Source organism: Bacillus sp. 41-22, assembly GCF_025809295.1.
In the GTDB taxonomy this organism is placed as follows: domain Bacteria; phylum Bacillota; class Bacilli; order Bacillales; family Bacillaceae_G; genus Bacillus_A; species Bacillus_A mycoides.
This window is the reverse complement of sequence record NZ_CP084035.1, coordinates 2,153,854-2,177,165: the sequence shown is the minus strand read 5'-3', so window position 1 is coordinate 2,177,165 and position 23,312 is coordinate 2,153,854. Positions and strand designations below refer to the sequence as shown.

20 protein-coding genes are annotated in these 23,312 nt (G+C 34.8%); 3 read left to right on the top strand and 17 right to left on the bottom strand.

Annotated elements, in window-relative coordinates; all coding sequences use genetic code 11:
* Nucleotides 1–5: 5 nt before the first annotated feature.
* From ablB to LCF45_RS11125, 5 genes are read right to left on the bottom strand one after another with little or no spacing between them, the layout of a single operon-like run.
* Entirely contained in the window at nucleotides 6–905 is a 900-nt protein-coding gene (gene ablB, locus LCF45_RS11145) for a putative beta-lysine N-acetyltransferase (protein ID WP_002127248.1), read from the bottom strand.
* Nucleotides 902–2,170 (bottom strand): peptidase, encoded by a 1,269-nt coding sequence (locus LCF45_RS11140; protein WP_263894810.1) that lies wholly within the window; start codon nucleotides 2,168–2,170, stop codon nucleotides 902–904. The genes ablB and LCF45_RS11140 overlap by 4 nt, the downstream gene beginning before the upstream one ends.
* Nucleotides 2,171–2,185: 15 nt before the next feature.
* Nucleotides 2,186–2,848 (bottom strand): CoA transferase subunit B, encoded by a 663-nt coding sequence (locus LCF45_RS11135; RefSeq protein ID WP_002127246.1) that lies wholly within the window; start codon nucleotides 2,846–2,848, stop codon nucleotides 2,186–2,188.
* Complete coding sequence (atoD, locus tag LCF45_RS11130) at nucleotides 2,833–3,531, bottom strand: acetate CoA-transferase subunit alpha (RefSeq protein ID WP_002085805.1); 699 nt, start codon at nucleotides 3,529–3,531, stop codon at nucleotides 2,833–2,835. The genes LCF45_RS11135 and atoD overlap by 16 nt, the downstream gene beginning before the upstream one ends.
* Complete coding sequence (locus LCF45_RS11125; RefSeq protein WP_002185938.1) at nucleotides 3,528–4,838, bottom strand: aspartate aminotransferase family protein; 1,311 nt, start codon at nucleotides 4,836–4,838, stop codon at nucleotides 3,528–3,530. Before LCF45_RS11125 ends, atoD begins: the two co-directional genes overlap by 4 nt.
* Before the next feature lie 801 nt (nucleotides 4,839–5,639).
* On the opposite strand from LCF45_RS11125, the gene LCF45_RS11120 reads away from it, so the two are divergent.
* Nucleotides 5,640–6,389, top strand: coding sequence for a DUF4397 domain-containing protein (locus LCF45_RS11120; RefSeq protein WP_263894809.1), 750 nt, complete (start codon nucleotides 5,640–5,642; stop codon nucleotides 6,387–6,389).
* Nucleotides 6,390–6,422: 33 nt separating this feature from the next.
* Here LCF45_RS11120 and LCF45_RS11115 read toward each other — a convergent pair whose 3' ends face one another.
* Nucleotides 6,423–7,541, bottom strand: coding sequence for a BA2291 family sporulation histidine kinase (locus LCF45_RS11115; RefSeq protein ID WP_002127244.1), 1,119 nt, complete (start codon nucleotides 7,539–7,541; stop codon nucleotides 6,423–6,425).
* A gap of 254 nt (nucleotides 7,542–7,795) precedes the next feature.
* On the opposite strand from LCF45_RS11115, the gene LCF45_RS11110 reads away from it, so the two are divergent.
* Entirely contained in the window at nucleotides 7,796–8,188 is a 393-nt protein-coding gene (locus tag LCF45_RS11110) for a YueI family protein (protein ID WP_002085811.1), read from the top strand.
* Nucleotides 8,189–8,303: 115 nt separating this feature from the next.
* Here LCF45_RS11110 and LCF45_RS11105 read toward each other — a convergent pair whose 3' ends face one another.
* Both LCF45_RS11105 and LCF45_RS11100 read right to left on the bottom strand, forming a co-directional pair.
* The gene (locus LCF45_RS11105; RefSeq protein WP_263894808.1) at nucleotides 8,304–9,734 is read right to left on the bottom strand and encodes an aldehyde dehydrogenase family protein; all 1,431 of its coding nucleotides are present in this window, start codon (nucleotides 9,732–9,734) and stop codon (nucleotides 8,304–8,306) included.
* A 143-nt stretch (nucleotides 9,735–9,877) separates the two neighbouring features.
* Nucleotides 9,878–11,233, bottom strand: a complete 1,356-nt coding sequence (locus LCF45_RS11100; RefSeq protein WP_002127238.1) for a hemolysin family protein — start codon at nucleotides 11,231–11,233, stop codon at nucleotides 9,878–9,880.
* A 363-nt stretch (nucleotides 11,234–11,596) separates the two neighbouring features.
* Here LCF45_RS11100 and racA point away from each other — a divergent pair, with 363 nt between their 5' ends.
* Nucleotides 11,597–12,139 carry a chromosome-anchoring protein RacA gene (gene racA / locus LCF45_RS11095; RefSeq protein ID WP_002012665.1) on the top strand — a complete coding sequence of 181 codons (543 nt, stop codon included), beginning with the start codon at nucleotides 11,597–11,599 and terminating at the stop codon, nucleotides 12,137–12,139.
* 101 nt (nucleotides 12,140–12,240) lie between these two features.
* Here the strand turns inward: racA and LCF45_RS11090 are convergent, their stop codons facing one another.
* The 9 genes from LCF45_RS11090 to LCF45_RS11050 form a co-directional block, all read right to left on the bottom strand.
* Nucleotides 12,241–12,837 (bottom strand): hypothetical protein, encoded by a 597-nt coding sequence (locus LCF45_RS11090; RefSeq protein ID WP_002085820.1) that lies wholly within the window; start codon nucleotides 12,835–12,837, stop codon nucleotides 12,241–12,243.
* 316 nt (nucleotides 12,838–13,153) lie between these two features.
* Nucleotides 13,154–15,004 carry a hypothetical protein gene (locus LCF45_RS11085; RefSeq protein ID WP_087995730.1) on the bottom strand — a complete coding sequence of 617 codons (1,851 nt, stop codon included), beginning with the start codon at nucleotides 15,002–15,004 and terminating at the stop codon, nucleotides 13,154–13,156.
* Nucleotides 14,994–16,811 (bottom strand): AAA family ATPase, encoded by a 1,818-nt coding sequence (locus LCF45_RS11080; protein WP_002012669.1) that lies wholly within the window; start codon nucleotides 16,809–16,811, stop codon nucleotides 14,994–14,996. Before LCF45_RS11080 ends, LCF45_RS11085 begins: the two co-directional genes overlap by 11 nt.
* A 107-nt stretch (nucleotides 16,812–16,918) precedes the next feature.
* Entirely contained in the window at nucleotides 16,919–17,179 is a 261-nt protein-coding gene (locus tag LCF45_RS11075) for a hypothetical protein (protein ID WP_002085825.1), read from the bottom strand.
* A gap of 76 nt (nucleotides 17,180–17,255) precedes the next feature.
* On the bottom strand, nucleotides 17,256–18,683 hold the full coding sequence (locus LCF45_RS11070) for a basic amino acid/polyamine antiporter (RefSeq protein ID WP_002085826.1): 1,428 nt from the start codon (nucleotides 18,681–18,683) through the stop codon (nucleotides 17,256–17,258).
* A gap of 213 nt (nucleotides 18,684–18,896) precedes the next feature.
* Nucleotides 18,897–20,408: an ABC transporter permease/substrate-binding protein gene (locus LCF45_RS11065; protein ID WP_002127232.1), complete on the bottom strand. Its 1,512-nt coding sequence runs from the start codon at nucleotides 20,406–20,408 to the stop codon at nucleotides 18,897–18,899.
* Nucleotides 20,409–20,411: 3 nt separating this feature from the next.
* Nucleotides 20,412–21,359 carry an ABC transporter ATP-binding protein gene (locus LCF45_RS11060; RefSeq protein WP_033709046.1) on the bottom strand — a complete coding sequence of 316 codons (948 nt, stop codon included), beginning with the start codon at nucleotides 21,357–21,359 and terminating at the stop codon, nucleotides 20,412–20,414.
* A gap of 102 nt (nucleotides 21,360–21,461) precedes the next feature.
* The gene (locus LCF45_RS11055; protein ID WP_002127228.1) at nucleotides 21,462–22,019 is read right to left on the bottom strand and encodes a YdcF family protein; all 558 of its coding nucleotides are present in this window, start codon (nucleotides 22,017–22,019) and stop codon (nucleotides 21,462–21,464) included.
* A gap of 63 nt (nucleotides 22,020–22,082) precedes the next feature.
* A complete protein-coding gene (locus tag LCF45_RS11050) occupies nucleotides 22,083–23,312 on the bottom strand; it encodes an MFS transporter (protein ID WP_002127227.1) in 1,230 nt (409 codons plus the stop codon).

Here is a 23,312-nt window from a genome sequence, read left to right as displayed (position 1 = left end):
CCCACCTAACTTCTTTGCTTTACAGCCGAATTTTGAGGCGGGAGTCTTACTGCTTTCGAATAGCTGGATAAATCTTTCACCCATATATTCATATCTTCCAACTTATCAAAAATGTAGCAATTATTCGCAAGCCTTCCCGTATATGTATAGCCTAATTGATGAAAGGCTGCATTCATACCGAAAGATAGCGAGCGAGCAATTGTATAAGAACAAAAAATAGATTTTTCTTGGAGCTCTTCCTCCAATTTAATTAACAGACTTTTCATGAAACCATGTTTTCGATATTCAGGTAATGTAGCACAATTCGTTAATTCTGCATTACCTTCTTTCACGTTCATTTCAGCAGATGCTGTACTAATAATTTTCCCCTCGAATTCATAAACATAGTAAATTGTATCGTCTTCCTTCATCGTCTGCTTTACATAATTCCCATCATTTAAAGGTGTCGGATAAACTTCAAATACTTTTCCAAAGACAATTGCTAATTCTTCCGCATCCTCTTCTGTCGCTTTTCTTAACACAAATTCCTCTGGGACTATTTTTTCTTTCACTTCTTTTTCTTTTACACCACTTAAAATAGTATCTTCCTCAGTCCAATGAATACTATTTCGTCTTTCATCATTATGATATTTCACGAAGAAGTGCGCATCGTGCCCTTGAAAATAATGAGGTATTGTTGCTTCCAGTAAGAAACCGAAAGAGAGCCATGTTGAAACATGCTCTCCCTTTCCTTTAATAATACATTTAGTGAAAGAATGTTTCTTTGCTAATTCATCGATTGTTTGTATGATGCTTTCAACATTTCCTGTATAGTGATCAATTCTAATACGTTTATTAAAATAATCTAAAACCCCTTCTACTGTATAATGCTTTGTCTGTTCACTAAAAGATTCATAGTATTTCATTTTTTCACCTCACACCAATCTAGTAATGTACATGCAATTATTTTTGCGGCAGCAATCATTTTATCAACTTCTATATATTCGTTTGGATAGTGTGCTACTTTCGTCTCTCCTGGACCAAATACTATCGTGGGTACGTTAGCTATTTGTGTGAACAAACCTCCATCTGTTCCCCATGGCGAAGCTTCTATAATCGGCTCGTCCCCTTCGATTTCAACAAAGTTATGTTGAAGCGTTGTAATAAGTGGATGATTTTCTTCTAGTTCACCAGGAACCCATCTAGCCCCAAACCATTCTACTTCTACAGGATTTTTTACAAACCAACTATCCACATCTTTTAATTCACCAATCCAGCCCTCAAACTCTTCTTTTGCTGCCTCTATAGTCTCATTCGGCGCAATACCACATCTTCCTTCTAAAATTAATGAATCGGGAACAGAACTTGGCCAGCTTCCCCCTTCAATTTTCCCAACGTTAATTGGAATTGGAATCGGAATCCCCTTAAATAACGGATCTGTAATTCTACCATTTCTCTTCTCTTCTAATTTTCTCAAATGCTCTACAACAAACATACTTTTTTCAATTGCACTTACTCCTTCATAACGTGTACCACCGTGTGCTGCTTTTCCTTTTATATGTAGACGAAACCACATTGATCCTTGTTGTTTCGGAAAAAACTTCATATTCGTCGGCTCAGGAATAATAACGCCATCTGCCTTATATCCTCGTAAAATAGCGGCTAATGTTCCTGCCCCACCGCTCTCTTCTTCTATTACACTTTGAAAATGTATATCACCTTTTAGTTCAATACCAGATTCAATAATCGCTTCCATCGCAAGCATAAGTGAGACATTGCCGCCTTTCATATCTGTTGTTCCACGTCCATATATGCGGTTTCCTATTTTCTCTCCACTATATGGATGATGGTCCCACTGATTTACATCCCCTTCTGGCACGACATCAATATGCCCGTTTAAAATCATAGATTTCCCTTCGCCACTTCCTTTTAAAGTCGCTACAATGTTCGGGCTATCTGTAAAACTTATACGAGGTGATACGAAATAAGGGTGATCTTTCATTTCCTTAAAAGCAGGCTCCCAAATATCAAGATCTAGACCTAACTCACGCAACTTTTCAATAACAATTGCCTGTGCACCACTTTCATCACCAGATACGCTCTTTTCTTGAATTAATCGTGTTAAAAATTTTACACTCTCTTCTTCATGACCCTCAATATAATCACAAACTTGTTTTTTTAATTGCTCCATATATTACAACTCCCCTCATTCAATTACTAGTAAATTTGAGCTTATATGAAAATCAGCTGTCGTATGTCGTTTTACATCTTCTACAGTATATGGACTCATTAATTCTTGTAAGACAAGTCCTCTTTGGGTCACTTCCATGACAGCCATGTCTGTAATAATTAAATCTACACATTTTTTCGAAGTTAATGGCAATGTACATTCCGAAACAATCTTTGCATTTCCGTATTTATCAACATGATTCATCACAACAACGACCCGCTTCGCTTTTTGCGCTAAATCCATCGCTCCTCCAATACCTGGAACGCGTTTTCCTGGTACAATCCAGTTCGCTAAATCACCATTTTCACTTACTTGTAACGAACCAAGTATCGTAACATCAAGTAATCCTTTTCGAATCATGCCAAACGCCATGCAGCTATCAAAATAACTTGCTCCTGTAATAAGAGATGTTGGTAAACCAGCTGCGTTACATAAATTCTCATCTTCATTCCCTTTACTTGGCGTTGGTCCCATACCAACAATACCGTTTTCCGCATGAAACATAACATTCATATCTTCTGGCAAATGATTCGGTACAAGCGATGGAATTCCAATACCTAAATTTACAAGCATACCATTCTGAATTTCTTTCGCTGCACGTCTTGCAATCTTATCTCTTACTTCTACGCCCATACCCATTTCCAATTCACTCCTTCCGATGGCACGATATAATTTACAAATACACCTGGGACGACAATTTCTTCTGGATCTAAACTTCCAAGTGGAACAATTTCTTCTGCTTCTACAATCGTTATGTCACCAGCCATAGCTACGTGTGGATTCATATTACGAGCGCTTTTATCAAATACAAGATTGCCAAACGGATCCGCTTTTTTCGCATATACAATTGCGACTTCAGCCGTTAAAGCTGTTTCAACTAAATATGTCTTTCCATTCATTTCAACTGTACGCTTTCCTTCTTCTACAATCGTATCAACACCAACATCAACTAAAATACCACCAAGCCCTACACCACCAGCGCGAATACGCTCTGCGAGTGTTCCTTGCGGAGAGAATTCAATTTGCAATCTTCCTTCATTTAATTGTCTTCCCGCATTTGGATTTGACCCAATATGAGAAGTAACTAAAGATTTAACCCTTTCATTCGTAACAAGACGACCGATTCCTACATCAGGAAATCCAGTATCATTTCCTATTAAATTTAAATTTGTAATGCCTTTATCTAAAACAGCTTGAATTAAAGATGGAGGTGATCCGATTCCTCCAAATCCCCCAAACATTAATGTCATATCATCATGGAACAAAGAAATTACTTCCTCTATTTCTTTTAATTTACCGAATGTATTTGTAATAGTTGTCATGCGATACTATGCCCTCCTTTTTGCATCATCTCTTCCACGCTCTTTACAAAAATTGAAAGTAATTCATCTAACTCGGAATATGTAGTTGTCATTGGTGGTGCAACAAGCAGTGCACTATCCTCTTTTCCTGCTTGCCCTGAAACAGCTTGGTATAAGAGCAGTCCATTTTTAGCAGCAACTGAAATAAGCTCCGACGCTTTTGTAAACGGTTGCAATTCTATTCCAATTAGCAATCCTTTTCCACGCACATCGGCAATGATTGTCGATTGTTGCTGAACTTTCTGCAAACCTTTTAATAAATACTCTCCCTTTTCTGCTGTTTTTTCAGGTAAATTATGTTTCTCCATATATTCAATAACTGCTAAAGCCGTTGCTGCAGACAATGGATTTGCACTAAGCGTATGCCCGCTCATTACAGAACGTGATCCACGTAAAATCGGCTCCATAACACGGTCACTTACTATTGTCGCTGCCATTGGTGTATAACCCGCTCCTAGCCCCTTACCAAGGGTCATAATATCCGGTTCTACACCCCAGTGCTCCATAGCAAACCATGCACCAGTACGACCAAGTCCAGTCATTACTTCATCCGCAATAAATAATATATCGTAATGACTACAAATATCTTTAATTACTTTATAGTATTCTTTCGGCGGGACAACCGCGCCTCCAGCAGCTCCGATAATCGGTTCAGCAATAAAAGCTGCAATATGTTCTGCACCAATTCGATCAATCGCTCTTTCTAGTTCAGTCGCACAAGAAAGTTGACATGTTGGATATACCTTTTGTACAGGACATCTAAAACAGTATGGAGCTGGAATAGTCGGATAATCTTCCAAAATAGAAACGAAACGTTGTCTGCGCAGTGGATGCCCAGACATAGATAAAGCTCCCATTGTAATCCCGTGATAGCTCATCCACCGTGACAAAATTTTATGTTTCCCTTGAATGCCACGCTCCTGAAAATGCTGAATTGCGATTTTCATAGCTGTTTCATTTGCTTCCGTACCACTATTCACAAAAAAGCTCCAGTTCAAATCTCCTACAGATAAATCACTTAACTTCTTCGCTAATTTTTCAGCTGGTTCACTCGTAAACTGTGATCTATAAACGAAAGCGATCTCCTCTGCCTGTTTTTTAATAACTTCTGCTATCTCTGCTACGCCATGTCCAATACCTGCCGTAATCGCTCCAGACGAACCATCAAAATATTTATTTCCGTTTTGATCATACAAATACACACCTTTTCCATGTGAAATCATCGGATACGGCTGACCAACAAGTGGTTTAATTAAGTAATCGCGCATAGCGCTCCCCCATTTCTCCAATTTGTATATGTATATGAAGAAAATTGACGTTTCTTTCATAAAAAAGAATCCTCTGCAAAAGCAGTGAATTTATCAAAAAACTATTATAAAATATACAAATGACTGCTAAATATTATTTTAAAAACAGAAAATTCAGAACTTGAAATGAAGACCAATCTTACCTATACGCTTAAATACCCCTTCCTGATTTAAGATAACAGCAAATTGAATATTTTTTTAATATAATATCAACTTCCCTCAATTGCTGACATTGTGTAAACTTCGACGGAACTCCCGTTATTCTCCTTCCTATTATCCTACTTTATATTGCATATTTTCAAACAAAATTCGACATTTTACTTCGCCTCATTTATCATAACTATTTCTTAACAAATAGTACCACCTGTTTAGAACAATAAAAAAAGAACCGATTAACCACATTAATCAGTTCGGCACGACGCTCTTTTATCGGTATTACCTTATCCAACGCATCACTAAAATTAATAGAAATACTCATAATACAAATCCATAATTCGTCCCACAGCCTATAGCACAAAATCCTCCATAACTTCATTCCCAATAACTATGGGGATATCCCCATCCCAATGGTTCCACTCCTTCCATCAAAGTCAAACTGCCTTTCCTTTATAATTTATGTAGGACAATTATCGATTTGTATGTGTGTTTGCCTATAAATAAAAAAATCCCCATTTTAACTTTTCCTTCTAGAAAGGCAAGTTTTTTGCATAACCTCTTTCTAGCTTCGCATATATTTGTAATGATGATAAAGGAGGAATGTTCATGACTCCATCCGAAATTGAAAAATACGGCCAAGAAGCTGCACGTTACGAACAGCTCGCTCGTTACTATCAATATAGCAATCCTAAAAGATATGTAGAACTCTATATGAAATACTATGATGCAATTACAAAACTTGTACAAGCATATGAAAAGAGAGATTCACAAGAAGCGACTTTACCGTCACATATGAGAATCTTCCACACAGCTCCCCATACACCAGCAGTTGATATTATAATAAACGGACAAAAGGTTATTAAAAATATTTCTTTTAAACAATTCAGTCCGTATTTATCATTAGTGCAAGGTAAATACCGTATTGATATTGTCCCTGTCGGAAACGAAACTCCAATATTTTCAGCATTAGTACCAATAATGGGGAATCACACTTATACCCTTGCAGCGGTCAATAGCGATAATCATCTCCAATTACAACCCATTCTTGATAATACTCATTTACCATCTGGTCAAGCAAAAATACGGTTTGCACATTTTTCACCAGACACTCCAGTTGTAAATGTAAATTTAAAAGATGGGGATCATTTATTTGAAAATGTACTCTTTAAGCAAATAACAGATTTTTTACAAGTTAGCCCTGGTACAGCAGATATTGAAGTTTCACTTGCTGATACAAAAAAAGTACTATTAACCATTCCAAAATTCAACGTTGAACCAAATACAATTTACACAATTTCAATAGTTGGTTATTCAACTGAGGATCCAAAATTAGAGACCGTTATACTTACAAATTAAAACAGTCTACACCATTCGCATGGTGTAGACTGTTTACTTTTGAAACGTAATTTGAAATTCTGTCCAATCGTTATCCGAACGACACAATATGGATCCTTTATGTTTTTCTACAATTTGTTTACATACAAATAGTCCAATACCAGTTCCTAGCTTTTTAGTAGTTACAAATGGCTCAAAAATAGTCTCTACATTGTCTGCTGGAATCATAGGTCCATTATTTTTTATAACAATGCGAACAGCCTGATCCTCTTCAAATACATCAATGATAATTTTCCGCTCTTCTTTCACCGATTCAAGAGCATCAATCGAATTCATTAAAATATTTAAAACTACTTGCTTCACTTCACTCCGGTAACCAACGAGTGGAATAGGATACGGCAAATTCTTTTCAATCAAAACATTTGCATTAACTAAACTTGGATATAAGAATTGTATAATATCTTGAAATAAGTCATTTACCAAAAAACGTTCAGATTCATTCCACATTTCTTTTTTCGATACAAGTAAAAATTGCGAAATCCTAAAATTTAATTGATCTAATTCATGTGAAATAATATCTAAATACGATAGATTAGGGTGATCTGTCTTCAATAACTTTACAAATCCCATAATCGAAGTTAGCGGATTACGAAATTCATGCACAAAACTAGCCGACATTTGCCCTAGAATCGTAAGCCTTTCTTTATGTGTTTCATTTATATATTGCTGTTTTTCTTCTAAATTTCTCGATATAATTTCTGAGTATTTTAAAACGGTATAATAAATTAATTTGTCAAAACAAGTATGTATTTTGGCCATAATCGGTTTCAGTTCACGAGCACTTACATCCAATTCGCACATCGCTTCAAAAAGTTCATTTCTTCCCACATTTGCATTGTAAACAAAATCTCCAATATTCGCATCTGCCCCTGCACGCTCAATGGCAATTTTCTCACATAATGGCTGAAGATAATTAATGTCTTTATCTTCCATAATAAGTTCGATAATTAAATCTAATAAATTCGCTCCATTTTGAACTACCTCTTGTTTAAATGGATCTTTTTCGGAAATTATCATTTTGTTTTTCCAGTTCTCTACGAATTGGTGCCTGTTGTTTTTCAAGTGCGAACAAAATACTTCTTTAATATCCTTATCGATTGGAAAAACCTCCATTCCTCCATTTCCATACGACGAATACCCTTTATATTTTGAATATTAACACAAAAAATACATTTCGTTAATAGATTTTTGTCACATTTTGTTAATTTCTGTTGATAAAATTTATTTTTCCTTTCTTATTTAAATAAGTTGTATTCCTATATCCCTTTCCCTTCTCATTTTTTAAATTATTTTCCTGTTCAAAACTACTTTTTTTTTGCATCCTTTTTAATTCTTGCGTACAATAAGAAGTGAAAGGTGTGAAAAATATGGTAAATAAAAATGTGGAAGACTATCTCCAAGAAGGCATATATGGCCAAAAGCAAAACAAACCAGAAGAACGTAATATGTACTTAACTACATTACGTGAGCGTGTAGAAATCGCTTTAACAATCGGTCAAGTAATGCAAAGTAATGTGTATACAGAAGTAACGGGTAACATACGTTCTTCTCAATCATTACAACTATTCCTAAATGGAAGCATTGCTTACCCACATTTATCAAAATACATTAAATTAGCAACTGAAAAAAATATTCCTTTTACAATTGTTCAAAATAAAGGTACTGAAACACCAATCGGTTTAGTACTCTCTCATAGCACTGCTGTAGATAAAGAACATATTTATGTCGAAGATGATATTTTCAAACAAGAAATGAAGTAAAAGGTACACTTGATTAAATGAAATCGTTCCGAGAAACGTAAAACAAACAATAAAAAACGAGTATGGAATCGTAAACATTTCCTGCTCGTTTTTTATTGCGGTGTTTAAGCTCGATCTACTTTATTTTTTTAATACACACTAATTTCATTTCTGTCATTTCTTCTATTGCATATTTAATCCCTTCACGGCCTGTGCCACTCTCTTTCACACCGCCATAAGGCATATGATCTACTCTGAACGTTGGAATATCATTAATCATGACACCACCGACTTCTAATTCATCAATTGCACGCATTGCCTTACATAGATTGTTTGTAAATACACCTGCTTGTAATCCATAACGTGAATTATTTACTTGTTCTAAAGCCTCATCAAATTCTTTAAATGTATTTACAGTCATAAGTGGACCAAATACTTCTTGGCACTGAACAGATACATAATCTGGAACATTTGTTAATACAGTTGGTTCAAAAATCCTTGCATCACGTTTGTTACCACCGTATACAACATTAGCTCCTTCCTTAACTGCCTCTTCCACCCATGAATTTATACGTTCTACATCTTTTTTTGAAATAAGTGCTGATACATCTGTTTCTTCATGAAGCGGGTCTCCTACTACAACGTTTTCCATTGCTTTCGTTAATTTTGTAATAAACTCTTCCATTTTGCGTTCATGCACAAAAACACGTTGTACTGAAATACAAACTTGTCCATTATTCACAAACGCGCCCCATTTTACACGTTCAATTATTTCGTCTGTCAATTCAACATCTTCATCAATAATTACTGCAGCGTTCGATCCTAATTCTAACGTCACTCGTTTCAACCCGGCTTTTTCCTTAATTCCAATACCTACTTTCGGACTTCCTGTAAAAGTAATACTAGCAACGTTCTCATCTTTTACTAATGCCTCACCTACAACAGATCCAGGTCCAGAAATTATATTGAAAGCTCCCTTTGGTAAACCAGCTTCTTCAAATAATTCTACCAATGCATACGAAGAAAGTGGCGTTTGGTCGGCAGGCTTTAGCACAATAGTATTTCCAGCCGCAATTGCTGGGCCTACCTTATGTGCTACTAAATTAAGTGGAAAATTAAACGGTGTAATAGCACCAATAACCCCGATTGGTTGTCGAATTGTATACGCTATACGGCCACCTGCTCCTGGTGCAGCATCTAATGGTAACGTCTCACCATATATTCGCTTCGCTTCTTCAGCTGCAAACTTATATGTTTGAACAGTGCGATCTACTTCTCCCCGTGCAGCACGAATTGGTTTTGCAGCTTCTTTTGCGATAATCTCTGCAAACTCTTCTCTTCTCTCATCCATTTTTTGTGCAACCTTTTCTAAAATAGTTGCACGGTCGTATGCGGATAATTTTTTCATTTCTTTCATTGCATTTTTGGCCGAAACTATTGCTTCCTTAACGTCATCTTCTGTACCTTGCGCAATCTCCGCTAATGTTTCTTCAGAATATGGTGCATACAATGGTTTATACGTCTCTACTGATTTCCATACCCCATTTATATATAAATGTTTTTTCATAGTGGTTCTCCTTCCGAATATATGTATACAATAATATATTTCATTTATTTCACCTAGTGAAAGGTCTGACTTGTGTAATTGTATCATAGCCCTAATACATCAAAAAACATTTTGCTCAAAAAAACTCTGCTACAAAGCAGAGTTTACGAACTAATTTGTTCTTGGAGCGAAATCTTTTTTTCATCTCCTACAATAACAATCGATTCTGAAGGTTTCGTTACTTCTAATCTCTTAATATAGTGTCCATCTAATTTTTTTACGCAAAATTTATAATTTTCAATCTCAATGGTATCACCCTCGGAAATCTCAATATTTTTTGTTAGGATCCAACCGCCAATCGTATCGACATCATCGTCGTCAATAGTCAAACCTAATAATGCGTTCACTTCACTAACAAGTACTTTTCCCTCTAAAATCGTTTTCGTCTCACTAACTTGTTGGATTTCCGGTTGTTCATCAGTATCGAACTCATCTTGAATATCCCCTACAATTTCTTCTAAAATATCTTCAACGGTTACAAGACCTGATGTACCACCATATTCATCAATTAATATAGCGATATGTGTTCTTTCTCTTTGCATTTTTAAAAATAGATCATGAATCGGGATAGATTCAATAACTAAAATAATTGGCCTAATATATTGCTCCACTGTCTTTTCACTAACAACTCGGTGCTTCACAAAATCTGTAAATATATCTTTAAAATTCACAAAGCCTATTACATGGTCCTTATCACCATCAACAACCGGATACCTCGTATATTTTTCATGAGACATTTTTTGTAAAGCCTCTTCAGCAGGCATTTCTTTATTTAAAATATTCATCTCTGTTCGTGGTACCATTATTTCTTTCGCAATACGATCATCAAATTCAAATATTTTATTCACATACTTATATTCAGATTGATTAATCTCACCATTTTTATAACTTTCTGAAACTAATAACCGCAATTCTTCTTCTGAATGCACTTCATCATGCCCTTTTGGTGGTTTCAACCCAAGAAACTTTGTAATTAACCGAGCTGATCCATTTAAAATCCAAATGAATGGGAATGCAATACGATAAAACAAAATGAGTGGCTTAGCAACAAAGAAACTCACTTGTTCTGCTTTTTGAATCGCAAATGTTTTTGGAGCTAACTCTCCTACTACCACATGGAAAAATGTGATAAACAAAAATACTAAAATTATAGCTAAAATGTCTGCGAGTTGAGTAGGGACGTTCCAATTTGCAAACAACACATCAAACATGTGCTTTAGCGCAGGTTTACCAGACCACCCAATCCCAAGAGCTGTAACAGTTATTCCTAATTGACAAGCTGATAAATATTCGTCTAAGTTTGTAATGATTGTTTTGACAGATATTGCACGATTATTTCCTTTTGCAATTAAATAGTCAATTCGTGAACTCCTCACTTTAACAATTGCAAATTCTGCTGCAACGAAAAATGCCGTTAAGGCAATTAAAACAATCACTATACTTATACTATATATGTCCAAATACTTTTCCTTACTTACAGTGTAAGCAAGGAAGCCACCTCCTACTTAAATTTATTCAAGTGAAGTAAGCATTCTTATACTCTAATAAAATTCTACATTAGTAACCACCTTTTTATATATTATATGCATACATAAAAAAGATATTTATAATTATGATAATCTAATTAGCTTATTATCGTCAAACTATAATAAGCCCAATTTTCCGATAACTAAAAATGATTTATATAAATAGTATGTGCTAAACAGCTGAACTTCGTGAAAAAACACTTTCTTTGCCGATTCCACACTTCTTTTGTCACACCTGAAGGGAACTTGCTACATAACTAGAAATCATTCAACAGGATATATATAGGAGGGATTATTTTGGAATATAAAACACCATTTATCGCAAAGAAATTAGGTGTTAGCCCAAAGGCTGTTGTCCGGATTGCACAACAATTAAATCTTACGATTAAAAAAAATAAATATGGTCATTTTATTTTCACACAAGGTGATTTAGATCTAATGTTAGAATACCATCGCTCTCAAATGGACCAGCCTCAAAACTCTCAAACTACTCAAAAACCATCTTCAAATGATGTAGAAAAATTAAAAACTCAAGTAAACACAATTGTTCAAAACACATCATCGAATGATTTTGAGCAATTAACAGCTCAATTTACCACAATTACGAGAAGACTAGATCGAATGGAAGAACAAATGCAAGATAAAGCAAATGATGTCGTTACATACCAACTTTTACAACATCGCCGCGAAATAGAGGAAATGTTAGAACGAATTCAAAAACTAGAAGCTGCCCTAAAAAAAGAAGAACCAATATACATTACTCCTGATGCAAAACCAACATATGAAAGAGAAAAGAAACCGAAGCGTCGTAAAATGATTTTCAGTATATTTGGACTATAATATTTTAGACCCTTATTCTGAGAATAAGGGTCTAATTTTTGTATGAAAACAGATGCCCGTAATAAGTAACTCTTCTTCATACTATACATATTCATATATTTTCATTTTGTTAACATAATATTTTTACTGTATTCTGCAATAAGTGCCTGCGCATGAGCATTCCCTTGAATAATATCACGGAATTCTTTCAAAGAATACAGATGTGTAGCCCCTTTTCGAGCATGAATTCGCACTGGTACACCTTGTAAAGTATCATGAAACTGGAATGGACTATCTATCGGTTCGATTGGAAAACCGAGTGTAAGTAAATACATATACATTCTTTTTGTAACTGCTGCAATATACCATTCCGCTTTCGTCTCTAACGCATGCATAAATAAAATAGCTGCCAGCCTTTTGAAATGTCCTCTCCCCCGAGACGTTTTCGCAATACTTAACTTTCCTATTTCATACACATTTTTCAAATCTTTCACTAAATCATTTTTAGAAAACGGATAGAAAAACTCAGAATTTGATTGTTCAGGTACTGTAAACTTAATACATTCTACTGTACCAATATGATGTTCATCTTCTATTAATAAAAATCGTGATGGATTTAAATTACGTTCTACAAACATTAAATTTCTTTCTTCACAAAAATCTCCCCACAGTTGCTCGAACCAAAAATGCTCTTCCTTTGTTTGAACACGCTGGAACATATTTAACCGCCTTTCCCATCGCCGCTCTGTTTTTGATAACGCTTTCACTTACTATCATATAAGAACAAATCTTCGTATGCAACTAAAAATATTTATGTCTTATTATATTCTGCAAAATGAATTAAATTCCTACTTATTAGTCATTAATACACATGCAAAACCCCTTAATTCCCCATACTGTTACAAACATAACAAGATTCAATTACTCTAATAAAAAATGATAATCACTATCAAGTTCGAACCGTATAATGTGTCTTTCCGTACTGCATATAATTCTTCTTAACCTAAAGAAATCCTTCATTAAAAAGGATTTCTTTTACATTTTATTACTTTTTAACCATTTCTCAAAAATTTGAATCATCCCATGCTTCCCAGCCAACTTCTCTTCTCCTTGTTTCGTTTTATATGGATATAGTTGTAAAAACACTCCACATCCAGATTCAATTTTTTTACTATGCATATGGCTACCTGGATATGCACAAATCACTTCATAAATCGCTCTTCGCTTAAAAATTCGTTTACCATTCTGTTCTTCTACATACTTAATAGACCAGTATTTATACATTTGCTCCGTTGCTTTCGTATTACCGACAGGCTGAAAAATATTGTACATAGGGCTGTATTTCACTTCGATAATAATAGAAGATTTATATACATACTTCTCTTCTTCCTTTACATAACAATCTAAACGAATATCCGGCTTCTTTGTGTCCTCTCCGTTATAAAAATTACTTCCTTTGCTTAGTGCAATAAGAGGGTGTGTTTCAATTAAATCATTAAACGCGACGTGCACTTTTATATCATCTCGATGTAAAATCACTGTCGTTCCATCTTGTAATCCGTCTAAATAAAAATGTTCTTGTATTTGTTCACGAATAGGATTCTTATCTTCAAATCCGATTTGTTCCAATATAGAAATAACGATAAAAAAAGCGTAATACTCATACACTAAAAACGTTGGTTTATATACGAATAATAAAGATGGGGGTTGCTCCGTATGTTGCGGTAACAATTCTAAATGGTGGATTAATTGTTGATGCGGTATAGATAAAGTGTTCGAATTAATGGTAGCTGTTTCAGAAACTTCCCTCCAAAATGGAGAATACAATAAATTTCGAAAGTATTGCACACTTTCATATACGATATGAGCTAATATTTTATATTCTTGTATTTTCACAGAACTTTTCCGTAAATCTGCTTCTTTCAGTAAATGTAGATTTCTATATTTTTGTTTTTCCCTATCCGTCACGGATCCATTTCGTTCAATCGTTTTCATAATTGTTTTAACAGCTTGAAATTCATCTGACTTTTTCTTCTTTTCTCCTTCTAATATTTCAATAGTTTTACGTACAAAAATTTCTGCTTCAAGTAAATAATAATAGAATTGCATCGTTTTAAATTTAAGAAATGCATTTTCAATACTATTTTTTTGCTCCTTAAATTTACGGTTGTAATATTTCGCATAAAGCTTTCTTTCTGTCATAATGGCAGTTTTTCTCGTTGTCTTCCGCGCTTTCGTTTCCCATTCATATTCGTGTACAAATTCCGCATTCGATTCTACTTTTTTAAAAATTTGTTTTATTCTTTTCATTTTTTGTGGCAACTTTCTTAACAATACCAAATAAGAAGAATCTTCAATATCGCTAAGTGCTGAGAAAGTTTTCTTGTAATAACCTCTATCTAAAATTAACTCGTTTAAAATTGACTTCACATAATCTTGAATCATTTCAAATTGGTCATCAAAAAAGTTTTTAGGAACCACTTGAAACGCACCATAATAAGTTTTATCTTCTATACGCACTTCAAAATGGTATAAGCCACAGCGCCACGGATAAAAAAATTCAGTTTTTCCATGTTCATACACTAATACTCTTTGTTTTTTTTCATTTAATTCATATTGTGACTCTTTTATATTCTTTTGTCCCTCATATACTTTATTCCATATGAATGTAATGTCCATTGGATTTTGATAATGGAAATGTAATTTCAGTGGTTTTAATTCCTGTACTTTATAAATACATTGAACTAATGCTGTAGTAGACGTACAAAGCCGGTTTAAAAGGATAAAATCGCCTTTCCCCTCAGTACCAATAATTAGCTTCAATACAAACGGGAGCGTTTCTTTCGTATCGACGATTGCTGTTTCATAACGCTCCTCATTTTGCATAGCCATACAGCTCCAGTTCTCTACGCTTTTGTCTTATATAAGCTAAAGAATGTTCAAATGTAGATACACGATTTGCAAGCGGAGACTGTAAAAGTGGTATCAATGTCGCTCCCCTTTTTGCTTCTTCAGAAAGTAGAGGGCCCACTGTCATTTCTGTCCCCCTTAATTTCGTTAATACACGCTGCTTTATTTGCAAATCAAAACCTTCTTCCCTGCTAATCATATAAGACTGATTATTTTGGAACGGTATATTTTGCAAATACGTAGCGATTGCGCTTGCACATCGGAAAGAAATTCCTTTTGATATATCGTGTGATGATAATACATCATGTAACTTATCCAATAACTCTAATTCCTCTTCAGTATACACTTCGATCATCTCTTTATTCCTAAACCAATTGAGTCGAAATTCTCCCGTTGTTACTTTCAGCGGAGGTTGCTGAACAACTTTCTCATGTTCTATACTCATCTCGCAAAACGGAATTTTTTGTAATGTAATCAAATTTGTTCGATCTAATAATCGATCGGAAAGCTCTTTCGTCGTTTCATCAAAATTTACAGTGCCTACGAAAATAATATTCTCACCAATTTCCACTGAAGGTGGAATTTGATTTTCTATTTCTTGTACTTTCTCATACAAACTCAAAATACGATTTTTCTTTTCAAGTTGAAGAACGGATAGAAACGGAGTAAACCAATGCTCAATATGTGACATGTTCATTTCATCGAACACAATTATATACAATTGATTTGGATTTTCTTTAGCCTTTAACAATGTCCGAACTAACTTCGTTTCACTTTCAATAAAATTACCATTCGGATGAAGGTAACCGAGAATATCATGTGGTTCTTGATACGATGGTGAAATCGGAATCCAAATTAATTCTTCCCCATAACGTAAACCAAGTGATTCTGCATAAGCTTGCACAAAGCGTGATTTCCCAACACCTGGTATACCACCAACAATTGTTAACATATTGGTTTTAATACTAATGTGAAAATTATATATATCTGTATCATCCAAATATAACCCTTTATTACGAACCATACTTTGTACATACTGCAAAAAAGAGGATTCACGCTCATCCCATTCCCAGTCATCCTTTTGCATTTTAATATCTTCTACTTCAACTAACTTACCTTCTTCAGCAATTCGTTTATTTAGTTGGTCATACACATTTTCACTTACAAAATATAAATGATCATCTACTGCTATTTCTACATGTTTCATCCAATCGTTTATTTCAATATATTTGCATTCTTTTCTTTGCTCAAAATATGAAATTGAACTTATTGATGATTTTAACGATAAATTTCCATATAGCCTTCCTTCATGCCACAATAATTCTGGAGGCTCAAAGTCTTTTGGTAATTTAGGCATAAGAAATGATAAATAACCGTTGCTTAACTTCCGTTCCAAAGACGCTCTCTTTTTATAATTTGAGACCTTTGGTGAAGGAATCACTTTATATGAAGATGCTATTTCCCGAGGCTCTTCTGTGCATATTAATTCCAGAAATAAATTTCCACGATCATAATAAAGACGAAACATAACCAGTTGCTTTTCTAATTTATGCTTCTTTAAATCAGTAAAGATTTTTTCATTCTTTTTATTACTGCATAATCCTTCAAACAAATATTTTCCAGTCGGAAATAACTCTTGTAAAGTTAAAGGTATTGAAGAAAGACATTGTACAAAGAAATTTTCTCCATTCTTCTCTCCCTCAGCTTTTGCAAACTTCCCAATAAACCTCATATAATACATTCGCTTTATAAAACTTGGATGAAGAGCTTTATGTAATTTCAACGTAGTCACCTTCTTTTTTTCATACTATTCTTATTGTATGAACTACAATCTAAAACTAGAAATAAAAAACCTGACGTCATCCGTCAGGTTCAAAATTAAAACGTATATTAATGAGAAGGAAATGCTTTTTTTTCTTGTAAAATGGCATTATGAGCGATTTTCATTTTAGCAAGTACGTACCGTAATCGATCTTCGGCATTTTCATCTTTATTTTGCTGCAAACTCGCCAAATTCTCTACAGAACTCGCTAAATTTTCAATCACGCCTCGAAGTTCAGGATGATGATTAAAAAAAGATTCTTGTACTAATACTTTCCTTAAATCACTAGCTAAATCCATAATTCTAGACAACTGTTCTTTTTCTTCCATTTTCATCCCTCCTGAATATCTTATGTATTAAATATTCTCTAGACAAGGAAAAAAGCCCTTTAAATTAAAAGGACTTTTACATTTTTATAGTTCCTGTCAGTAACATATAAAGTGATGTAATAGCTGCAATAACAATTGCCCACATCACATATCGCTCTTTGCCTGCAAAACAACGATTCCCTTTTTCTTTTCTTGCAAACATATACACGAGAATCCCAATGCCATATACGATTGAAACAAGCAATAAATTCTTTAAACCAGCTGCATAAATTAACCATACAGAGTATAGGGAAGCAATTAATGCTAACAATCCATTTTTTACTCTCGCAACTTTCAGCTCTTTCGTGATGACTAATTTCAATTGAAATAGCGCTGATAATAAGTACGGCAGTAATATAGATGTTGACGCAATAAAATACATAATTTGATATGTCGATTGTGAAAACAGAACGATTATAAATATAGTTTGGGCAACGATATTTGAAATCCACAATGCCATATGCGGCGTTTGTTTCTTATTTGTTTTCGTAAAGACTTTCGGAAACACGCCGTCTTTTCCTGCTACGTGAGAAATTTCAGAAACAAGTAAAAACCAGCCAATTAATGTACCTACAAGTGACGCAACTAATCCAATATTAATTGCCATTGCACCCCATGGCCCAACAACATGTTCTAATACATGTCCCATTGAAGGAGTCTCTAATACTGAAAGTTCTTTTCTTGTCATGGCTCCCATTGACAGAACAGAAATTAAAATATAAATAGACATTACTAAAATAAGTCCAAGTACTGTCGCTTTTCCAACGTCTCTACTATTTTTAGCTCTTCCTGATAATACAACTGCTCCTTCAACCCCAATGAACACCCAAAGGGTTACAAGCATTGTATTTTTCACTTGACCTAGTACAGAGGAAACTGAGATAGTTCCTTCGCCCCAAAAGTCATGTGTAAATGTATCCCAGCGAAACGCTGTTACCATCACGACAATAAATAATAAAATCGGAACTAATTTCCCAATCGTTGCGATAACATTCATAATGGAAGCTTCACGAATTCCAAATAAAATTAGAAAATGCAATGTCCATAATAAAAGTGATGCACCTACGATTGACGCAACATTATTTCCGCCTTTAAAAATTGGGAAGAAGTAACCTAATGTACTAAACAGTAACATAATTGTTGCAACATTCCCTAAAATCCCTGCTAGCCAGTATCCCCAAGCACTGTTAAAACCAATATATTCACCGAATCCAGCTCGTGCATAACTATAAATTCCGCCCTCAAGCTCCGGTTTTTGTCTTGCTAACGTTTGATATACGAGCGCAAGTGGAATCATTCCCATTGCTGTAATACACCAACCAATTATCGTTGCACCACTATTTGCTCCTACTGCTAAATCATGCGGTAAACTAAAAACACCGCCACCAACCATCGTTCCAACTACTAATGCGATTAACGGAAAAAATCCTAACTTCTTTTCTATTTGTACCACCCCATCTGTCATTCTAGGTGTTATGTTCGTTCAACTATTAAAGTCACCTTTTTCTCTAATAGACGTTTCTCTTATATTTTTTCAGGAAAACATTACTTATTCTAAAAGAAAATGAAGAAAAATGGAATACTTTTTTGAAAAAATGTATAAGTATGCACAAAAAAACCGTTCATTTTGTAATGAACGGTCATTTCATACATATAAAATTGTATATTTATTGTAAAATTAACGAAGTAACTTCTCTTTTTGTAAAAATTGTTTTGCGACTTCTTCGCTACTTTTCCCATTCACATTTACTTCATAATTCATTTTTCTCATTTCTTCATCTGTAATCTTTCCAGATAATTCATTTAATACTTTTTCGAGTTCAGGATATTTCTGTAACGTCTCTTTTCTTAATAATGGTGCTCCTTGATAAGGCGGGAATAGTCCTTTATCATCTTTTAGCACTTTAAGCCCATATTGCTCCAATTCACTATCTGTTGAATATGCATCGATTACGTTAACATCTCCCGATTGTATTGCACTATAGCGCAGTTTCGGTTCCATCGTTTTAACATTTGAAAACTTATAGTTATATAATTTTTGCATTCCTTTATAACCATCTTCACGATCAGCAAATTCTAATGTAAATCCTACTTTAGCTTCCTGTGCAATTTTTCCTAAATCAGAAATTGTATTTATGTTATTTTGATCTGCTATTTTTTTCGGCATGGCTAGTGCGTATGTATTGTTATACTCCATTGGCTTTAACATAACCATATTATATTTCTTTTCCATTCCAATACGAGCTTGTTCATATACTTCATCACGATTTGTACTTTTCGGTTCTTCTTTCACGAAAGTAGATAAAGCTGTACCTGAAAATTCTGGGTATATATCTACTTCACCTGATTTTAACGCTTCGAATACAAATGCTGTTTTTCCAAGGCCTGGCTTTAATTCCACTTGTAAATCTGTATCCTGTTCAATAAGTTGCTTGTACATTTGAATTAATATTTCTGGTTCAGATCCAAGTTTACCAGCAATAACTATGTCTTTCTTTTCGGTATTCCAAAGAAATGGAGCAGCTATCATTACTACAACTATACATATCGTCAATATAACGCGCTTAGAAGAGCGTTTCGGGCTCTCAAGTATGCGAAGTACTATATCAAAGAATAAAGCGAGTAACGCAGCTGGTACGGCCCCTAAAATGATAAGCGCATGGTCATTTCGATCTATACCTAATAATATGAGCTTACCGAGCCCACCAGCGCCTATTAAAGCAGCTAATGTAGCCGTTCCAACAATTAATACCATCGCTGTACGAATACCAGCCATAATAATTGGCAATGCGAGCGGAAGCTCTACCTTCCATAATCTTTTCCAGCTATTCATCCCCATAGCTCTCGCCGCTTCTATAAGTGATTCATCTAATTCCCGTATTCCTGTATATGTATTTCGTAAAATAGGTAATAGTGCATACACAACTAATGCGATTATAGCTGGCAGTTTTCCAATTCCTACTAACGGAATTAATAGTCCAAGTAAAGCAAGTGAGGGCACTGTCTGCATAACAGCAGAAGTCCCTATAATAAATTCAGCCATTCGTTCTTTTCTCGTTAATATAATGCCGAGCGGCACTGCAATAATTACTGCAAAAAATAGTGAAATAAGCGATATTTGTAAATGCTCACTTAATGCACTTAGCAATTCTACTTTTCGTTCTTGGAACGTTTGAATAAAATCAGTCACTGTTTAGCCTCTTTCCTTCATTTGTTCAACAATGTAATTGACAATATGACGACTTGTTAACGCTCCAACATATTGACCATGCTCTTCAACCGGCACTGACTCTTCAGTTTGTAAGCGGACTAGTGCTTCTTGTAATGACGAATGTAAAGATAAAGCATTCCCTTCAACTCGTATACCCTCGTCTAGCGGCAATACCTCTTCTATACTCTTCCCCTCATACCAAGGTCGTCCACGATTTCCAATGAACTCCTCTACAAACTCATTTTTCGGGTTATGTATAATTCCTTCTGGTGTATCTAATTGAACAACTTTTCCTTCTTTCATTACACAAATACGATCACCAAGTGATAAAGCCTCTTGCATATCGTGCGTTACAAACACGATTGTTTTTTGAATCTTTTTTTGCAGTTGTACGATATCCTTCTGAAGCTGCTCCCTACTTAACGGATCTAACGCACTAAATGGTTCGTCCATAAGTACAATTTTCGGGTTTGCGGCTAATGCCCGTACGACACCAACACGTTGTTTCTGTCCTCCCGACAATTCATCTGGCATGCGATCACGATATACATCTGGATCGAGCCCAACCATCTGTAGCAAGTCATCGACACGTGCTTTTATTTCCTTTTTGGTCCATTTTCTCATTTCAGGGACAACTGCAATATTTTCAGCAATTGTCATATGTGGAAACAGCGCAATCTGCTGCAACACGTACCCTATATTCCAACGTAGTTCGTTTATGTTATATTGTTGAATATCTTTTCCATCGATTAAAATTGATCCTTCCGTCGTTTCAATTAAACGGTTAATCATCTTCATTGTCGTTGTTTTCCCGCAACCACTCGGACCAATGAGAACAAAAAATTCTCCTTTTTTAATTTCTAAATGTAATGAATCCACTGCTTTTGTGCCATCTTCATACGCTTTTGACACATGATTAAATTGAATCACAGACACAACTCCTTTCATGTTGTTTCCTTTATTTTGATGGAATATAGCATTCATTTCAAATGATACGCTTTATTATACAAAAAAAGAGCTCTCATTTGAGCTCTAACGGTCGAACAATATTGTTTTCATAATTGCAGCATATTCACGCACATACGCTTTTTTCTTAGAGCGTCTCGGTGTTTCAGCAGCCAAAGCTTCCATCTTTATCCCTAAACGCTTTGCAATTATTTTCGTTCGATATAAATGATACGTATTACTTACAACTACCGCATGCTTTACATCATATAAATCCATACTAAACTTTAAATTTTCATACGTATTTGTAGAGCGGTCTTCAATTAAAATACGATTCTCATCTATACCATGTACCATTAAATAGTTTCTCATACTGTGAGCTTCCGGTATATCTTCATCTTCCCCTTGACCACCTGAAACAATTACTTTCACCTCAGGGTGAGCATGTAAATATTCCAACGCTATATCCAAACGATTTTGAAGAGATAAAGACGGTCTATCTCCAAATAACTTTGCACCTAATATAAGAACGTATGGAGAGTGATTACTCAATGTTTCACGAGCAACTTTATTCATTCGAAACGTCATATAAATGATGTATAGCGGAGGTAGTAATAAGATTATAAGCAATATCCATTTGTTCATAAATAAGTTAACACTCCCTTTCTTTTTATTATATAGAAAAAGAAAAGGAGGCAGAAGTATTTTTTAAACAATTGATTTATTAGACACATTCGCTTCCGTTTTACGTTTTGAAATTACATAATAAAAAGCAATCCCTAATGATAGGATCAATATACAGCTCAGTACATAAAACGGGATCATCACCCCTGCTTTAGATACGCCTGCCGTAAACAACATTAATAATACAATTCGAATTCCTGTGCCAATTAATCGAAATAAGCTGTCCACACGTCCCATTACTTCATTTGGAATTTCTTCCATCATCAATACATTTCTCGCCACTCTCGTTCCAGCATTTCCAATCGCATGAAAAATCGCTAGTCCATATAATAACATAATGGAAGGCTCAATAATCATTACGGTAATTGAAATTACATAAATGAACATCGTCATAACGATTGAAACTTCTGTTTTGACATATTTCATCATGATTGGAATACTTATTCCTGCAAGAACCGCTCCGACACCGTACATCATACCTTCAATTGCGTATACAGAGGCACTAGCTTTGAGTATATCTGAAATATATACTGGGATTAAATAATTTGCCATCATGACACCGATAAACGGCATATAAGTCGCGAGTAAAAACCAAAATAACTTAGGGCGCTTTTTCATAAAGTGAATTCCTTCGAACAATTGCTTCTTAAAGGTTACTTTCCCTTTTACTTCTTTTTTCTTTACATATGGTATACATAAGAACAGGAAAAATGCTCCTGCAAAAGTTAACATATCCACTAACAAGATCCATTTCAAAGAAATAATCTCAATTAAAAAGCTAGCAGCTGCACCTGAAATAACTTGCGTTAATTGTCCTTGTATTTCCATCGTGCCACTTAAACTTTTATAATGCTCTGATTGAAATATTTCTTGGTTAAATGCAAATATTGTGGGATAGAATAATAGATAATAGAAAGAACCTGCTATATAAATAATAATGTAATGAATAGAATTGTATGATTGCCCAGCAAATCCCCAAATGGCCATCATTCCTATAATGGCTATCCCGATACCTTCGTTACATAACAATAAAGATTTTCTTGAAAAACGATCAATGCTTTGCCCAATGAATGGTGTTAGTAAAAACATGATGAGAGTTGCAACGATAGAAATATACCCAAACGTTGTCTCTCCCCCACTTTCCTTAATCAATAGCCACGGAATCGTTATCATAACAATCCCAGAGCCAATAGCAGATAAACTATTGGCGCCTAGAATGTAATACAAGCGAGAATCATGATAAAGAGAGGACAT

What these genes read in the sequence shown, in the direction of transcription:
- ablB (WP_002127248.1), bottom strand. Translation starts at nt 905, where the DNA reads ATGAAATACTATGAATCTTTTAGTGAACAGACAAAGCATTATACAGTA.
- LCF45_RS11140 (WP_263894810.1), bottom strand. Translation starts at nt 2,170, where the DNA reads ATGGAGCAATTAAAAAAACAAGTTTGTGATTATATTGAGGGTCATGAA.
- LCF45_RS11135 (WP_002127246.1), bottom strand. Translation starts at nt 2,848, where the DNA reads ATGGGTATGGGCGTAGAAGTAAGAGATAAGATTGCAAGACGTGCAGCG.
- atoD (WP_002085805.1), bottom strand. Translation starts at nt 3,531, where the DNA reads ATGACAACTATTACAAATACATTCGGTAAATTAAAAGAAATAGAGGAA.
- LCF45_RS11125 (WP_002185938.1), bottom strand. Translation starts at nt 4,838, where the DNA reads ATGCGCGATTACTTAATTAAACCACTTGTTGGTCAGCCGTATCCGATG.
- LCF45_RS11120 (WP_263894809.1), top strand. Translation starts at nt 5,640, where the DNA reads ATGACTCCATCCGAAATTGAAAAATACGGCCAAGAAGCTGCACGTTAC.
- LCF45_RS11115 (WP_002127244.1), bottom strand. Translation starts at nt 7,541, where the DNA reads ATGGAGGTTTTTCCAATCGATAAGGATATTAAAGAAGTATTTTGTTCG.
- LCF45_RS11110 (WP_002085811.1), top strand. Translation starts at nt 7,796, where the DNA reads ATGGTAAATAAAAATGTGGAAGACTATCTCCAAGAAGGCATATATGGC.
- LCF45_RS11105 (WP_263894808.1), bottom strand. Translation starts at nt 9,734, where the DNA reads ATGAAAAAACATTTATATATAAATGGGGTATGGAAATCAGTAGAGACG.
- LCF45_RS11090 (WP_002085820.1), bottom strand. Translation starts at nt 12,837, where the DNA reads ATGTTCCAGCGTGTTCAAACAAAGGAAGAGCATTTTTGGTTCGAGCAA.
- LCF45_RS11085 (WP_087995730.1), bottom strand. Translation starts at nt 15,004, where the DNA reads ATGCAAAATGAGGAGCGTTATGAAACAGCAATCGTCGATACGAAAGAA.
- LCF45_RS11075 (WP_002085825.1), bottom strand. Translation starts at nt 17,179, where the DNA reads ATGGAAGAAAAAGAACAGTTGTCTAGAATTATGGATTTAGCTAGTGAT.
- LCF45_RS11070 (WP_002085826.1), bottom strand. Translation starts at nt 18,683, where the DNA reads ATGACAGATGGGGTGGTACAAATAGAAAAGAAGTTAGGATTTTTTCCG.
- LCF45_RS11055 (WP_002127228.1), bottom strand. Translation starts at nt 22,019, where the DNA reads ATGAACAAATGGATATTGCTTATAATCTTATTACTACCTCCGCTATAC.
- LCF45_RS11050 (WP_002127227.1), bottom strand. Translation starts at nt 23,312, where the DNA reads ATGTCCTCTCTTTATCATGATTCTCGCTTGTATTACATTCTAGGCGCC.